This is a genomic window from Micrococcus sp. 093350064-1 (genome assembly GCF_053627955.1).
Window position 1 is genome coordinate 280,735 of the sequence record NZ_JBSEYU010000001.1, and the last position, 14,482, is coordinate 295,216.

Below are 14,482 nucleotides of genomic sequence, written 5' to 3' on the forward strand. Positions count from 1 at the left end.
CACCCCTGAGCGGTCCAGAGGACGGGACGCCGACGTCCACTCCTGCACAGGCGTCCGGCCCCGCACAATCCCCGCCGCCGCCCACCCCGCGGCCTCGCCCGGGACCACCCTGGTGCCCAGGAGGTGGTCGGGATGACGGGGACCGCGGAACAGATCGGGGCGCAGCCGCCCGGAGAGAGGCGCGCCAGCCGCGCGCACACGGCGCTGGGCCGGTTCGGTGAGGACGCCGCCGCGCGCTGGCTCGCCGAGCGCGGCTACGTGATCGCCGACCGCAACTGGCGGGGCGAGGCCGGAGAGCTGGACATCGTGGCCCACCACGCCGGCTGGTGGGTGGGCGTCGAGGTGAAGACCCGCTCGGGCCTGGCCTTCGGCGACCCGTTCGAGTCGATCGACCGGCGCAAGCTCACCCGGCTGCACCGCCTCACCGCGGCGTGGGTGCGGGCCCACGCCGCGGACCGCCGGGGGACGCCCTGGCGCGTCGACGCCGTCGCCGTGCTGGTGCCGCGCACGGGCGGGATCCGCTTCGACCTGCTGCAGGACGTGCGGCCGTGAGCGGCATCGGACGCACCCGCTCCATCACGCTGGCGGGTCTGCGCGGGGAGGTCGTGCACGTCGAGGCGGACATCGCCCAGTCCCTGCCCGGGTTCACCCTCCTCGGCCTGCCGGACCAGGCGCTGCAGGAGAGCCGGGACCGCATCCGCTCCGCCGCGCGCAACGCCGGACTGCCCCTGACCCGGCGGCACCTGACCGTGAACCTGCTGCCAGCGGGGGTGCACAAGCGGGGCGCCTGCCACGACCTGGCGATCGTCCTGGCCGCCTACGCCGCGGACGGGCGGGTGCGGAACGTCGAGGGGCCCGTGTTCCTGGCCGAGCTCGGTCTCGACGGCGCCCTGCACCGCTCGCCGGAGACCGTGGCGATGGTGATGGCCGCCGTCGACGCGGGGTGCTCCGAGGTGGTCGTCGCCGAGGACGCGGAGGCCGAGGCCCGCCTGGTCCCCGGTGCCGAAGTCCGCGGCTTCGCCCATCTGCACGACGTCATCCGCGCCTTCGGCGGGGAACCGGACGGAGAGGCGCCCCGCCGCCCGGCCCGGCGGCAGGTGACAGCCCCGGAACCGGAGCCGGCCCGTGCGGTGCCCGACCTGGCCGAGGTCGCCGGACAGGCCGAGGCCCGGTTCGCGCTCGAGGTCGCCGCGGCCGGCGCCCACCACCTGCTGCTCATGGGCGCCCCGGGGGCGGGCAAGACCATGCTCGCCGAGCGCCTGCCCGGGATCCTGCCGCCCCTGGACCGGCGCACCGCGCTCGAGTGCGCCGCCCTGCGCTCCCTTCGCGGCGGCGACGCCCGTGTCCGGCGCAGGGGCGGGACGTCCCAGGGGTTCGACGGCGAGATCGACCGGACCCCGCCGTTCGAGGCACCCCATCACTCGGCGTCCCGCTCGGCCCTCGTGGGCGGCGGCAGCGGCCTCGCCCGGCCGGGAGCGGCCTCCCTCGCCCACGGCGGCGTGCTGTTCCTGGACGAGGCCCCCGAGTTCGAACGGCGCACCCTCGAGGCGCTGCGCCAGCCCCTCGAGTCCGGGGAGGTGCTGCTGCACCGGGCCCTCGGCGCCGTCGTCTACCCGGCCCGGTTCCAGCTCGTGCTGGCCGCCAACCCCTGCCCGTGCGGCAAGGGCGGTGGCACGGGCGTCGAGTGCCGGTGCAGCGTGCCCGAACGCCGCCGCTACGCCCAGCGGCTCTCCGGGCCGCTGCTGGACCGCGTCGACCTGCAGGTCACCGTGCGGCCCGTCGAAGCGCGGCAGCTCACGGGGGCGCCCGCGTCCGAGACCACGTCGCAGGTGGCCGCCCGGGTCGCCGCGGCCGCCGACCGCCAGGCCCGGCGCTGGGCCACCGCCGCCGAGCGCGGGCTCGCCCCGTCCGGGCTGCGCCGCAACGCGCACGTCCCCGCCGGGGTGCTGCGGCACGGCCCGTACGCCGTGCCCCGGGCGGCCCGCCGGCCCGCGGACGACGCCGTCGACCAGGGCCTGCTGAGCGCGCGCGGCCACGCCCGCGTCCTGCGCCTCGCCTGGACCCTGGCAGACCTGCGCGGCGCCGAACGGCCCGCACCCGAGGACACCGACGTGGCACTCACGCTGCGCCACCAGAACGAGGAGGACGCATGACCACCCACGTCACCCCGGCGGCAGACCACGTCGCCGGGCCGCGCCGGCCGGACGCCGCCCGGCTCGCCCGCGCCGCCCTGACCCGGCTGGTCGAGCCCGGGGACGCGCTCGCGGTGCAGACCGTCACGGCGCTGGGGCCGGAGCGGGCGCTCGCCCTGCTCACGGGCCGGGAGACGATCCAGCCCGCCGAGCGCGATCTGCTCGCCGATCTCGCCGGCGCGCCCGACACGCTGCCCCGGCGCTGGGCCGCGGGGCTGGCCCGCTGGGCGCCCCGGGCCGCCCGGCTGGAGCCGGAGCGTGACCTCGTGACTCTCCACCGGCTCGGGGGAGGCCTGCTGATCCCCGAGGACGACGCCTGGCCCGCCGCCCTGGCGGACCTGGGCGAGGAGGCGCCCCTGGGCCTGTGGTTCCGCGGCTCCGGAACGCTGCCTCCCGCGGACCGGATGCTCGCCGTCGTCGGCAGCCGGGAGGCGACCGCGTACGGACGGACCGTGACCGCCCGCTGCGCCGCCCACGCCGTCCAGCAGGGCGCGTGCGTGATCTCCGGCGGCGCGTACGGCATCGACGGCGCCGCCCACCGGGCCGCGCTGCAGGCGCCCGCCGCACCGGAAGACGTGGCGGATCGCGACGGCGTCCCGCCCACGGTGGCGGTGCTGGCCGGCGGCCTCGACCGGTTCTACCCGGCCGGCCACGAGGACCTGCTTCGCGCGGTGATGGCCGCCGGGCTGCTCGTGTCCGAGATGCCGCCCGGTGCGAGTCCCACGCGGTACCGGTTCCTGCAGCGCAACCGGGTCATCGCCGCGCTCGCGGGGGCCGTGCTGGTGGTCGAGGCGCGCTGGCGGTCGGGAGCGCAGAACACGGCGGGCCACGCGTTCGGCCTCGGCCGCGAGGTGGGCGTGGTCCCCGGCCCCGTGACCTCGCCCAGCTCCGCCGGCTGCCACCGTCTGCTGCAGGAGAGCCCCGCCCGTCTCGTGACCACCGAGCAGGAGGCCCTCGCCCTGCTCGGTCAGGGGCCCGCCCGGAGCGGCGGCGCGGGCGGGAGGACCTCTACCCGGGCAGCTCCCGAGCCCGCCGCGCGGCCCACCGACGGGCTCACGATGGAGGAGGCCCTCGTCCACGAGGCGCTGCCCCTGCGCCAGGCGGTGCCCGTCGACCGGATCACCGTCAGCGCCGGGCTCGCGCTGCCCACCGTCCTGGCGTGCCTGTCCCGGCTGCAGCGGGCGGGCCTGGCCGAACGGGTCGAGGACCGGTGGCGGCGGGGATGACCTCCGGCCGCGTGCTCCCGGGCGGCGCCGCCCTGGGGCGGATGGCAGAGTGGGGGGATGACCCCGTCGTCCTCCGTCCGTCCCGTCCCGGTCCCGCGCGCCCCCTCGCCCCGGGACACGGCCTGGCTCGAGGCGTTCGAGGAGCACCTGCGCCACGAGCGGAACCGCAGCCCCCAGACCGTGCGCGCGTACCTCGCCGATCTGCGCGCCCTCATCGACCACGTCGCCGGCACCGCGGCGGCGCCCGCCGTGGACGACGACGCCCCTGCCCGCCACGCGTCCAGCGCACCGGACGTCCTCGCCGAGCTGGACATCGAGGACCTGCGCGGCTGGCTGGCGGCCATGAGCGGGGCCGGCCTCGCCCGCGCGACCCTGGCCCGCCGGGTGGCCGCCGTCCGCACCTTCACGGCCTGGCTGCGCCGCGAGGGCCTGCGCTCGGACGACCCCGCCCTGCGGCTGCGCTCGCCCCGACCCGAGGGGACGCTGCCCCACGTGCTCCAGGAGCAGCAGGCGACCCGGCTCCTCGCGGCTTCCCAGGAGCGTGTGGACGCCGCCGCCGCGGGCGACGACCCCGCCGCCCACGCGCTGGCCCTGCGGGACGCCGCCCTGCTCGAGCTGCTCTACGCCACGGGCGCCCGGGTGGCCGAACTCTCCGCCCTGGACGTGGACGACCTCGAGGCCGGCCGCGGCGTCGTCCGGCTGACCGGCAAGGGAGACCGGCAGCGCACCGTCCCCTACGGCGCACCCGCGGGCCGCGCCCTCCAGGCGTGGCAGCGGCTCGGTCGCCCCCGCCTGGCCCGGCCGGACTCCGGCCCCGCCCTCTTCCTCGGCGCACGCGGCGGCCGGCTGGGGGTGCGCCAGGCGCGCACCGTCGTCGACCGGGCGCTCGAGGGCCTGGGGGACACCGCGGCCCGCGGGCCCCACGCGCTGCGCCACACGGCCGCGACCCACCTCCTCGACGGCGGCGCCGACCTGCGCAGCGTGCAGGAGCTGCTGGGCCATGCGTCCCTGCGCACCACGCAGGTCTACACACACGTCTCGATCGATCGCCTCCGCGAGGGCTACCGGCAGGCCCACCCACGCGCCTGACGCCTCCCCGGAGCGCCCCCGGCCCCTCCACTGCGCCACCGCGACACGCAGGGCGCCGCGCCGCCTCGTTGCCGGCCCAGCATCCCTGGTGCACAATGGCCCCAGGATCCACCGGAGCCGCGACGTGGTCGTAGGGGAAGACGCACCGCATCGCACCCTCGGAGGCATCCATGACCAGCACCCATACCCGCGGCGTGGTCCACATCCTCTCCGCCCCCACCGCCCTCTGCCCCCACGTGGAGTGGGCGCTGAGCTCCGTGCTCGGCCCCGCGACCTCGGTGGAGTGGGAGGGTCAGCCGGTCGCGCCCGGCCAGCACCGCGCCGAGGTGCACTGGACGGCGCCCGCCGGCACCGGCGCGCGTCTGGCCTCCGCTCTGCGTGGCTGGCCGCACCTGCGCTTCGAGATCACGGAGGAGCCGTCCGCCGGGGTCGACGGCTCGCGCTGGTCCCACACCCCGGACCTCGGCATCTTCCACGCCACCACGGACGTCTCCGGCAACATCATGGTCTCCGAGGACCGCATCCGGTACGCCTACGAGGCCGGCGCGGGCGACCCCAGCGTGCTGATGCACGAACTCTCCCTCGCGCTCGGCGAGGCCTGGGACGATGAGCTCGAGCCGTTCCGGCTGGCCGCCGCCCACGCCAACGTGCGCTGGCTGCACCGCGCCGTCTGAGCCTTCGCCCGGCTGGCGCGGGCGGCGCTCCGGCTCAGACGCTGCGGAACACGGCCACCGCGTTGTGGCCGCCGAACCCGAACGAGTTCTTCACGGCCACGCGCGGCCCCTCGGGCAGGCGAGCGGGGGAGCCGGTGACCACGTTCAGCGGGATCTCCGGGTCCTGGTGGTCCAGGTTGATGGTCACGGGCGCCTGGCCGTGGTGCACGGCGAGCACGGACAGGATCGACTCGATCGCCCCCGAGGCGCCCAGCAGGTGGCCGGTCTGGGACTTCGTGGCCGAGACCTGCACCTGGTCCAGGTGGTCGCCGAACACGGCCCGCATGGCCAGGTATTCCGGGGCGTCGCCCTTGGGCGTGGACGTCGCGTGGGCGTTCACGTGGCACACGTCCTCGGGGGTGATGTCGGCCGACCTCAGAGCGGCGCGCATCGCACGGGTCGCGCCCAGGCCCTCGGGCTCGGGCGCGGTGATGTGGTGGGAGTCGGAGCTGACGCCCGTGCCGGCCAGCTCGGCGTAGACGCGTGCGCCGCGGGCCTTCGCGTGCTCCTCCGACTCGATCACCATGACGCCGGCGCCCTCGCCGAGGACGAAGCCGTCGCGGTCCACGTCGTAGGGGCGGGACGCGGCCTGCGGGTCGTCGTTGCGCTTGGACAGCGCCTGCATCGCGGCGAACGCGGCCATCGGCAGCGGGTGCACGGCGGCCTCGGCGGCGCCGCAGATCACGACGTCGGCCTGGCCGGAGCGGATGAGCAGCAGCGCGGTCTCGAGCGCCTCGGTGCCGGCGGCGCACGCGGACACCACCGTGCGGGCGCCGGCGCGGGCGCCGAACTCGAGGGAGAGCGCGCCGGCGGCGCCGTTGGGCATGAGCATCGGGACGGTCATGGGCAGCACGCGGCGCGGGCCGCGCTCGCGCAGGGTGTCCCAGCCGTCCAGGAGGGTCCACACGCCGCCGATGCCGGTGCCGAAGGCCACGGCGAGCCGGTCGCCGTCGACCTCCGCGCCCTCGAGGCCGGCGTCCTTCCAGGCCTCGCGCGCGGCGACGGTCGCCATCTGGGTGGCCGGGTCCTGGCGCTTCTGCTCCACCTTGGAGAGGACCTCGGAGGTGGGCACGGTCAGCTCGGCCGCGAAGGTGACGGGCAGCTCGTACTTCTCCACCCAGTCGTGCTCCATGGTGCGCGCACCGGAGACGCCCTGCAGGGCGTGGGACCAGAAGGTGGGCACGTCGCCGCCGATGGGCGTGGTGGCGCCGAGGCCGGTGATCACTGCGGTGCGGGTCATGGGTCTGCTGCCTCTGGGTCTCGAGTGGGGATCGGGCGGAGGGGTGTCGTCGGCACGACGCGCGGCGCTCGCCGGGGTGCCGGAAGTCGAGGGTGTCGGGGGCCGGGGGCGCTCACGCGCCCCCGGCGCTCACCGAGGGGACGGGGCGGGCCGGGCCCGCCGCCGTCGTGGGCCGATCAGGCCTGGGCGCCGTCGATGAAGTCGACGGCGTCCTGGACGGTCTTGAGGTTCTTGACCTCCTCGTCCGGGATCTTCACGCCGAACTTGTCCTCGGCGTTGACCACGATGGTCATCATCGAGATCGAGTCGATGTCCAGATCGTCCGTGAAGGACTTCTCCGGCTGCACCTCGGCGGTGTCGAGGCCGGTCTCCTCGTTCACGATCTCGGCGAGGCCGGCGAGGATCTCTTCCTTGGAAGCCATGGGGCGTCTCCTTCGGTAGGGGTGTGGGGTGTACGTGATCAGTGAATCAGACGGCGCCGCCTCAGGGGAGGCGGACCACCTGGGCGCCGTAGACCAGCCCGGCGCCGAAGCCGATCTGCAGGGCCAGGCCGCCGGTGAGCTCGGGGTTCTCCTCCAGCAGACGGTGCATGGCCAGCGGGATGGACGCGGCCGACGTGTTGCCGGCGTCCGCGATGTCCCGGGCCACGACGACGGACTCCGGCAGCTTCAGCTGCTTGGCGAACTCGTCGATGATCCGCATGTTGGCCTGGTGCGGGATGAACGCGGCGAGGTCTTCGGGCTCCACGCCCGCGGCGTCGAGGGCCTCGCGGGCCACCTTCGCCATCGACCACACGGCCCAGCGGAAGACGGAGGGCCCGTCCTGGCGCAGCGTGGGCCAGAGCATCCCCTCCGCGCCGGTGATCGCCGAGGCGTCGCCCGTGGTGCGGGCGTGCTCCACGGCATCGCGGAGCTCCAGCTGCGAGTGCGTCATGGAGATCGTGGACCAGCGCTCCCCGTCCGAGCCCCACACCGAGGGGGAGATGCCCGGCTCGTCCGAGGCCGACACGATCACGGCGCCCGCGCCGTCGCCCAGGAGGAAGGAGATGGAGCGGTCCGTGGGATCCACGACGTCGGAGAGGCGCTCGACGCCGACCACGAGCACGTGCCGCGCGGTGCCGGAACGCACGAGCGCGTCGGCCTGGGCCACGCCGTAGCAGTAGCCGGCGCACGCGGCGGAGACGTCGTAGGCGGGCGCCGGGGTAGCCCCGATCTCGTGCGCCACGAGGGCCGCGGCCGAGGGGGTGGCGTGCGGGAAGGTGACGGTCGAGACGATCACGGCGTCCAGGTCCGAGCCCTGCAGGCCGGCCCGCTCGAGGGCCTCCCGGGCGGCGCCCACGGCCATGACGGGCACGGTCTCCTCCGCCGTGGCGCGCTGGCGCGTGACGATGCCGGTGCGCTGGCGGATCCACTCGTCCGACGAGTCGATGGGGCCGATGAGGTCCTCGTTGGGGACCAGGTTCGCCGAGCGGTAGGCGCCCACGGCCACGATGCGGCTGGCCGCGGGGCGCTCGTGCTGCTTCAGGGTGACGGTCATGGTGCCTCTCTCTGCCGGGCGGTGCGCGGGGTTCAGGCCGAGTGCTCGGCCAGGAAAGCCCGCGCGGCGTCCAGGTCCTCGGGGGTCTTCACGGCGAGCTGCGCGGTGCCCTTGAGACCGCGCTTGGCCAGTCCGGTCAGTGTGCCACCGGGCAGCAGCTCCAGGACGCCCGTGACCTGCCGCGTGGCCATGGTCGCCATGCACAGGTCCCAGCGGACCGGGCGGGTGACCTGGTCCACGATCCGGGCGAGCACGTCCGTGCCGGACTCGACGGCCTCGCCGTCCCGGTTGGACAGCAGGGGCAGGCGCGGGTCCGAGGGGGAGAGGTCGGCGACGTGGGCCGCGAGGTCGTCCACGGCGGGGCGCATGTGCTCCGTGTGGAACGCGCCGGCCACCTTGAGCGGGATCACGCGGGCGCGGGCGGGGGCGGACTCGGCGAGCGCGCCGAGGGCCTCCGCGGTGCCGGCGGCGACGATCTGGCCGGCGCCGTTGACATTGGCGGGCGTCAGGCCCGCCGCGTCGATGGCCGCGAGGACCTCGTCCTGGTCCCCACCCACGACGGCGGCCATGCCCGTGGGCGTGGCCGCGGCGGCCCGGGCCATGCCGGTGGCGCGCACGCGCACCAGCGAGAGGGCCTCAGCGGGCGACAGCACGCCGGTGACGGCGGCCGCGGTGATCTCGCCCACGGAGTGGCCCGTCACGACGGTCGACTCCGGTGCGGCGGCGTCCGCTTCGAGGGCCGCGGCGGCCACCAGGCCGGCCGCCACGATCAGCGGCTGGGCGACGGCGGTGTCCTTGATGGTCTCCTCGTCCGACTCGGTGCCGTGGCGGATCAGGTCCACGCCCGCGGCGTCGGAGAGGGACGCGAGCAGGTCGCGGGTCCCGTCCAGCTCGAGCCAGGGGGCGAGGAAGCCGGGCGTCTGGGACCCCTGTCCGGGGCACACGATGGCAAGCATTCCTCCATCGTGTCAGGATCGGCCGCCGATCCGGGCAGATCGCGCCACGAAGCACGGCGAGTCGGTTTGGAGGGTTTCTACAAGCGGGGGTGTGCGCCGCCCCGGCTCAGTCCGACCCGTCCCCGGTCGTCTGCCGCGCCCCCGCGAGCCGGCCCAGGGTGATCGCGGTCTGCAGGACGTACGCGTCGCGGGGGACCAGCGGGTCCCAGCCGGTCACCTCGGCCACCCGCTTGAGGCGGTACCGCACGGTGTTCGCGTGGACGAACAGCTCGCGGGCCGTGCCCTCGAGCGAGTGGCCCAGCGCGCCGTATGCGTCCACGGTCTCCAGCAGGGAGGTGCCGGCGTCGGCCAGGGGCGTGAACACCCCGTCCACGAGGGCCTCCCGGGCCGTGGGGTCGCCCAGCAGCGCCCGCTCGGGCAGCAGGTCCTCCGCCGGGGTGGGCCGGCTCGCCCGGGGGTGGGCGGCCGCGGCGCTGAGCCCGGCGAGGGTGTGCCGCGCCGAGACGTGCGCCGAGACCAGCGAGTCCACGACGGGTCCCACGATCACCGGTCCCGGCGCGAACCAGGGCGCGAGCGCCTCGCCCACCGCCCGCGCATCCCGCACCGAGCCGACCACGAGGACGAGCCGTTCGGACTGCACGCCCACGAGCAGGTCGCAGTCGAGCCTCGCCGCGGCCCGCCGCAGGTCCGGGATGAACGCGGGCTTGTCCTGCCCCGGGGCGAGACCGGCCATGACCATCACGTCGTGGTCCCCACGCCAGCCCAATGCGGTGGCCCGGTGCCGGATCTCGTCCGGGTCCTGCCCGCGCAGCACCGCGTCCAGCAGGACCGACTCGAGCCGCGAGTCCATCGCGCCGCGCATCTCCGCGGCCCGGGCGTACACGTCTGCGAGCGCGAACGCGACCTCGCGCGAGTAGTGGAGGATGTGCTCGCGGACGGGCGCCTGGTCGCGCTCGGCCAGCAGCTCCGGCACCCGCGTCTCGACGACGTCCACCATCGTCCGGATGAGCTGGAGGGCCCGATGCAGCGAGATCGCCCGGGTGAGATCGGTGGGCGCGGGCCCGAAGACGTCCTGCAGGACGTGGCCCGTGGAGGTGGGCCGCTCGAACCACGTGAGGAAGCCCTGCAGGGCGCGCTGGGCCACGAGCCCGAGGGCGCTGCGCTCGTCCGGGGTGAGTCGGCGGTACCAGGGCAGGGTGGCGTCCAGCCGCTGCAGCACCGCCGTGTTCAGTGCCCCCAGGTGGCTCCGGAGGCGGGCCAGCCCGTCGGTGCTCACGGGGCGAGGGGCGGCGGGGCGGGGCTCGGGCATGCGCTCCATCCTAGGCGCGTGTTGTGGGGTTCCTACAGCGACGACGCCGGCCGCCCGCCTCCGTGGCGGAGGCGGGCGGCCGGCGTCGGGTCGGGAGGGCGTCGGCCTCCCCGCGTCGTGCGGGTCAGGCGTCGCCGCCCGCGATGCCGGTGGTGCCGGCGTTGACGTCGTCCAGGCGGTACTTCTCGTGCGCCTTCGCGGCCGTGCCCCGCTCGACCTCGCCCTCCTCCTCGAGGAGCTGCAGCGCGCGGACCACCATCGAGTGGGTGTCGATGAGGAAGTACCGACGGGCGGCGGCGCGGGTGTCCGCGAAGCCGAACTCGTCGGCGCCGAGCGCCGAGAAGCGGTTCGGCACGAACGGGCGGATCTGGTTCGTCCACGAGGTGGAGTAGTCCGAGGTGGCCACGATCGGGCCCTCGGCCCCCTGCAGCGCCTGCGTCACGTAGGGCACGCGCGGGGTGGCGGACGGGTCCTTCAGGGCGTCCTTCTCCGCCGCGACGGCGTCGCGGTACAGCTCGTTGTAGGAGGTCACCGACCACACGGAGGCGTTCACGCCCCACTCCTCGGAGAGGATCCGCTGGGCGTCGAGCGCCCACGGCACGGAGACGCCGGAGCCCAGGAGCTGGACCTTCGGGCCGTCGCCCTGGCCCTCGGAGAGACGGTAGATGCCCTTGAGCAGGCCCTCCACGTCGAGGCCCTCGGGCTCCTCGATGTGGGTGATCGGCTCGTTGTACACCGTGAGGTAGTAGATGACGTTGCGGACGTCGTCCCCACGGTCGTGGTCGCCGTACATGTCCTCCAGGCCCTGGCGCACGATGTGGGCGATCTCGTACGAGTACGCCGGGTCGTAGTGCTTCACGGCCGGGTTCGTGGACGCCAGGACGGGGGAGTGACCGTCCATGTGCTGCGTGCCCTCGCCGGCGAGGGTGGTGCGCCCGGCGGTGGCGCCGATCATGAAGCCGCGCGCGAGCTGGTCGCCTGCGGCCCAGATGTTGTCCGCGGTCCGCTGGAAGCCGAACATCGAGTAGAAGATGTACACCGGGATCATCGGCTCGCCGTGCGTGGAGTACGCCGTGCCGATCGCGTTGAACGCCGCGGTGGCGCCGTCCTCGTTGATGCCGACGTGGTAGATCTTCCCCTGCGGGGACTCCTTGTAGGACAGGAACAGGTCCCGGTCCACGGACAGGTAGTTCTGCCCCTTGGGGTTGTAGATCTTCGCGGTCGGGAAGAACGAGTCCATGCCGAAGGTGCGGGCCTCGTCCGGGATGATCGGCACGAAGCGCGGTCCCATGTTCTTGTCCCGCATCAGGTCCTTGAGCAGGCGCACGAACGCCATGGTCGTGGCGGCCTGCTGCTTGCCCGATCCCTTGCGGGCCTGCTTGTACGCGGACTCCGGGGGCAGCGGGATCGCGTGGTAGTCGCTGCGCCGCTCCGGCACGAAGCCGCCCAGCTCCTTGCGCCGCTCCATCATGTACCTGATCTCCGGGGCGTCGGCACCCGGGTGGTAGTACGGGATGTTGTACGGGTCCTTCTCGATCTGCTCGTCCGAGATCGGGATGCGGTGGCGGTCCCGGAACACCTTGAGGTCGTCCACCGTCAGCTTCTTCATCTGGTGCGTGGCGTTGCGGCCCTCGAAGGACTTGCCCAGGCCGTAGCCCTTGATGGTGTGGGCCAGGATGACGGTGGGCTGGCCCTTGTGCTCCATGGCGGCCTTGTAGGCGGCGTAGACCTTCTTGTAGTCGTGGCCGCCGCGCTTGAGGCCCCAGATCTCGTCGTCGGTCATGTCCGCCACCATCTCCTTGGTGACGGAGGACCGGCCGAAGAAGTGGTCGCGCACGAAGCCGCCGGACTCGGCCTTGTAGGTCTGGTAGTCGCCGTCGAGCGTCTCGTTCATGATGCGCACGAGCTCGCCCTCGTCGTCGACCTCGAGCAGCGGATCCCACTCGCGGCCCCACAGGACCTTGATGACGTTCCAGCCGGCGCCCCGGAAGTAGGACTCCAGCTCCTGGACGATCTTGCCGTTGCCGCGCACCGGCCCGTCGAGACGCTGCAGGTTGCAGTTGATCACGAAGGTGAGGTTGTCGAGCTTGTCGTTGGCCGCGACGTGCAGCTGACCGCGCGACTCGGGCTCGTCCATCTCGCCGTCGCCGAGGAAGGCCCACACGTGCTGGTCGGAGGTGTCCTTGATGCCGTTGTTGTGCAGGTACCGGTTGGTCTGCGCCTGGAAGATGGCGTTCATCGGCCCCAGGCCCATGGACACGGTGGGGTACTGCCAGAAGTGCGGCATCATCCGCGGGTGCGGGTAGGAGGGCAGGGCGTGGCCCTGGCGGGACTTCTCCTGGCGGAAGCCGTCGAGGTCCTGCTCGGTCAGGCGGCCCTCGAGGAACGCGCGGGCGTAGTTGCCCGGCGAGGAGTGGCCCTGGAAGAAGATGTGGTCGCCGCCGCCCGGGTGGTCCTGGCCGCGGAAGAAGTGGTTCAGGCCCACCTCGTAGAGGGTCGCCTGGCCCGCGTAGGAGGAGATGTGGCCGCCGACGCCGACGGCGTCGCGCTGGGCGCGCTGCACGAGGGCCATGGCGTTCCACCGCAGGTAGTTGCGGTAGCGGCGCTCGAGCTCCTCGTCACCCGGGTACTCCGGCTCCTGGTCCGCCGGGATCGTGTTCACGTAGTCCGTGGTGGTCACGTAGGGCAGGGCGACGGACTGGGCGCTCGCGCGCTGCATGAGGGAGCGCATGATGTACTGCGCCCGCTCCGTGCCGCGCTCCTCGATGAGTCCGTCGAGGGACTCGATCCACTCCGACGTCTCCTGGGGATCCTTGTCCGGGAGCTGGTCGGTCAGACCGCTGCGGATCTGCGAGCTCTCTTCGGCTGCGCTCACGGTGCCTCCTGGTTCTCGTGCGGAGGGGTGCTCCGCGGTGGGCTGCGGGCAGACGATCCGGTCCGGGCCCGCGACGCCGAGCCGGGCGCGTCGCCCGGAGAGTGCGTCTGTTCCTCCCCAGAGTAGACCGGAGCCGCCGCGTCCGCCCGGCCGGAGGCCCCGGAACGGCGGCGTCCACGGCGTATGGTGGTCATCATCACCCGCTCGACGGCGCGGGCCGCAGTGCCCGCCACCATCAAGGAGGACCGGACACTATGCAGGCTGGGTCGACGCCGACCTCGACGGACAGCGCCCTGCTGGCGGAGCTCGCCCTCTCGAGGGGCGACCTGGTGCAGGAGTGGGGGTACGACGACGACGTCGACGTCACCTTCCGTGACGCGCTCGAGGACGCGCTCGGCGAGGAGCTGCTGACCGAGGAGGATCAGGAGCCGGCGGACGCGGTCCTCTTCTGGTGGCGCGCGGACGACGGCGACGTCACCGATCTCGCGGACGCCCTCGTGGACGCCCAGCGCTCCCTCGATGCCGGCCCCGTCTGGATCATGACCCCCCGCAAGGGGCGCCCCGGCCACGTCAGCCCGGCGGACGTCGCCGAGGCCGCCTCCACCGCGGGCCTGCACGCCACCACCGGGGCCGGTGCCTCCGAGGACTGGGCCGCTCAGAAGCTCGTCCAGAAGCGCGGTGGCTGAGCCCCCGTCCGGCGGGACGCGGGGCGCCGACGTCGTCCCCGCGCTGCGCGACGACCACGGCCAGAGGTGGCCGTGGCCGCCGACGCGCGGGCCCCAGGACGCGGCCGCGCCGCGGGGCACGTGGCTCGTCTTCCTGCCCGGGGCGTTCACGCCGGTGTGCACGGACGAGCTCGGCTGGCTCGGGGCGCTCGCCGGGGACGTGGCGGTCGACGATGTGGCTGTCCGCGTGGTCTCGTGTGACGCCGCCCCCGTGCTGCGCCGCGTCCGCGAGGAGCTGGCACTGCCGGAGCCGCTCACCCTGCTCTCCGATTTCTGGCCCCACGGCGCGGCCTGCCGTGCCCTCGACGTCTTCGACGCGGAGACCGGGCGGCCCCGCCGCGTCTCCATGCTGCTCGACGCGGACGGGGTCGAGGTCGCGCGCGTGGTCGCCGCCCCGGGGCAGGCACGCACCCGGGGCGAGCACGAGGCGGCGACGCGCGACCTGCTCGCTCACCGGTAGCCTGGACGGACACCGGCACCTGTAGCTCAGTCGGTCAGAGCATCTCGTTTACACCGAGAGGGTCGGGGGTTCGAGTCCCTCCGGGTGCACCGATCGCGGGGCCATGACACGGCGTGACGCCGCGGCTCCGTCATGCCGACCGCCCGTCAGGCGCCTATGAG

13 protein-coding genes and 1 tRNA gene are annotated in these 14,482 nt (G+C 74.5%); 8 read left to right on the forward strand and 6 right to left on the reverse strand.

The window, feature by feature from the left end:
* Nucleotides 1-132 precede the first annotated feature (132 nt).
* The 5 genes from ACUW6W_RS01290 (at nt 133) to ACUW6W_RS01310 (ending at nt 5,181) form a co-directional block, all read left to right on the forward strand.
* The gene (locus ACUW6W_RS01290) at nt 133-552 is read left to right on the forward strand and encodes a YraN family protein (RefSeq protein ID WP_036312824.1); all 420 of its coding nucleotides are present in this window, start codon (nt 133-135) and stop codon (nt 550-552) included.
* Nucleotides 549-2,153 carry a YifB family Mg chelatase-like AAA ATPase gene (locus tag ACUW6W_RS01295; protein ID WP_454179651.1) on the forward strand — a complete coding sequence of 535 codons (1,605 nt, stop codon included), beginning with the start codon at nt 549-551 and terminating at the stop codon, nt 2,151-2,153. The genes ACUW6W_RS01290 and ACUW6W_RS01295 overlap by 4 nt, the downstream gene beginning before the upstream one ends.
* Nucleotides 2,150-3,418, forward strand: coding sequence for a DNA-processing protein DprA (locus ACUW6W_RS01300; protein WP_454179653.1), 1,269 nt, complete (start codon nt 2,150-2,152; stop codon nt 3,416-3,418). The genes ACUW6W_RS01295 and ACUW6W_RS01300 overlap by 4 nt, the downstream gene beginning before the upstream one ends.
* Nucleotides 3,419-3,475: 57 nt before the next feature.
* Nucleotides 3,476-4,507, forward strand: a complete 1,032-nt coding sequence (locus ACUW6W_RS01305; RefSeq protein WP_256748707.1) for a tyrosine recombinase XerC — start codon at nt 3,476-3,478, stop codon at nt 4,505-4,507.
* Between the two features lie 170 nt (nt 4,508-4,677).
* A complete protein-coding gene (locus tag ACUW6W_RS01310; RefSeq protein WP_036340144.1) occupies nt 4,678-5,181 on the forward strand; it encodes a DUF3145 domain-containing protein in 504 nt (167 codons plus the stop codon).
* Between the two features lie 34 nt (nt 5,182-5,215).
* Here the strand turns inward: ACUW6W_RS01310 and fabF are convergent, their stop codons facing one another.
* The 6 genes from fabF to aceE all read right to left on the reverse strand — a co-directional run bounded on the left by fabF (nt 5,216) and on the right by aceE (nt 13,136).
* Nucleotides 5,216-6,460, reverse strand: coding sequence for a beta-ketoacyl-ACP synthase II (gene fabF / locus ACUW6W_RS01315; RefSeq protein ID WP_256748706.1), 1,245 nt, complete (start codon nt 6,458-6,460; stop codon nt 5,216-5,218).
* A 176-nt stretch (nt 6,461-6,636) separates the two neighbouring features.
* A complete protein-coding gene (locus tag ACUW6W_RS01320) occupies nt 6,637-6,882 on the reverse strand; it encodes an acyl carrier protein (protein ID WP_010078906.1) in 246 nt (81 codons plus the stop codon).
* A 61-nt stretch (nt 6,883-6,943) separates the two neighbouring features.
* Nucleotides 6,944-7,996 (reverse strand): beta-ketoacyl-ACP synthase III, encoded by a 1,053-nt coding sequence (locus ACUW6W_RS01325; RefSeq protein WP_256748705.1) that lies wholly within the window; start codon nt 7,994-7,996, stop codon nt 6,944-6,946.
* Nucleotides 7,997-8,028: 32 nt separating this feature from the next.
* Nucleotides 8,029-8,952: an ACP S-malonyltransferase gene (locus ACUW6W_RS01330; RefSeq protein WP_230277807.1), complete on the reverse strand. Its 924-nt coding sequence runs from the start codon at nt 8,950-8,952 to the stop codon at nt 8,029-8,031.
* Nucleotides 8,953-9,058: 106 nt separating this feature from the next.
* Nucleotides 9,059-10,261, reverse strand: a complete 1,203-nt coding sequence (locus ACUW6W_RS01335) for a PucR family transcriptional regulator (RefSeq protein ID WP_049145790.1) — start codon at nt 10,259-10,261, stop codon at nt 9,059-9,061.
* A 124-nt stretch (nt 10,262-10,385) separates the two neighbouring features.
* Nucleotides 10,386-13,136 (reverse strand): pyruvate dehydrogenase (acetyl-transferring), homodimeric type, encoded by a 2,751-nt coding sequence (gene aceE / locus ACUW6W_RS01340; protein ID WP_159228119.1) that lies wholly within the window; start codon nt 13,134-13,136, stop codon nt 10,386-10,388.
* A gap of 254 nt (nt 13,137-13,390) precedes the next feature.
* On the opposite strand from aceE, the gene ACUW6W_RS01345 reads away from it, so the two are divergent.
* The 3 genes from ACUW6W_RS01345 to ACUW6W_RS01355 all read left to right on the forward strand — a co-directional run bounded on the left by ACUW6W_RS01345 (nt 13,391) and on the right by ACUW6W_RS01355 (nt 14,410).
* Nucleotides 13,391-13,822, forward strand: coding sequence for a DUF3052 domain-containing protein (locus tag ACUW6W_RS01345; protein WP_041105382.1), 432 nt, complete (start codon nt 13,391-13,393; stop codon nt 13,820-13,822).
* On the forward strand, nt 13,815-14,321 hold the full coding sequence (locus ACUW6W_RS01350) for a redoxin domain-containing protein (protein ID WP_041105380.1): 507 nt from the start codon (nt 13,815-13,817) through the stop codon (nt 14,319-14,321). The genes ACUW6W_RS01345 and ACUW6W_RS01350 overlap by 8 nt, the downstream gene beginning before the upstream one ends.
* Before the next feature lie 15 nt (nt 14,322-14,336).
* Nucleotides 14,337-14,410 (forward strand) — tRNA-Val (locus ACUW6W_RS01355).
* The last annotated feature ends 72 nt before the right edge of the window (nt 14,411-14,482 follow it).

Bases quoted from the DNA above. Each gene is read 5' to 3' on its own strand.
- ACUW6W_RS01290 (WP_036312824.1), top strand. From the start codon at position 133: ATGACGGGGACCGCGGAACAGATCGGGGCGCAGCCGCCCGGAGAGAGG.
- ACUW6W_RS01300 (WP_454179653.1), top strand. From the start codon at position 2,150: ATGACCACCCACGTCACCCCGGCGGCAGACCACGTCGCCGGGCCGCGC.
- ACUW6W_RS01330 (WP_230277807.1), bottom strand. From the start codon at position 8,952: ATGCTTGCCATCGTGTGCCCCGGACAGGGGTCCCAGACGCCCGGCTTC.
- ACUW6W_RS01320 (WP_010078906.1), bottom strand. From the start codon at position 6,882: ATGGCTTCCAAGGAAGAGATCCTCGCCGGCCTCGCCGAGATCGTGAAC.
- ACUW6W_RS01345 (WP_041105382.1), top strand. From the start codon at position 13,391: ATGCAGGCTGGGTCGACGCCGACCTCGACGGACAGCGCCCTGCTGGCG.
- ACUW6W_RS01325 (WP_256748705.1), bottom strand. From the start codon at position 7,996: ATGACCGTCACCCTGAAGCAGCACGAGCGCCCCGCGGCCAGCCGCATC.
- ACUW6W_RS01305 (WP_256748707.1), top strand. From the start codon at position 3,476: ATGACCCCGTCGTCCTCCGTCCGTCCCGTCCCGGTCCCGCGCGCCCCC.
- fabF (WP_256748706.1), bottom strand. From the start codon at position 6,460: ATGACCCGCACCGCAGTGATCACCGGCCTCGGCGCCACCACGCCCATC.
- ACUW6W_RS01310 (WP_036340144.1), top strand. From the start codon at position 4,678: ATGACCAGCACCCATACCCGCGGCGTGGTCCACATCCTCTCCGCCCCC.
- ACUW6W_RS01335 (WP_049145790.1), bottom strand. From the start codon at position 10,261: ATGCCCGAGCCCCGCCCCGCCGCCCCTCGCCCCGTGAGCACCGACGGG.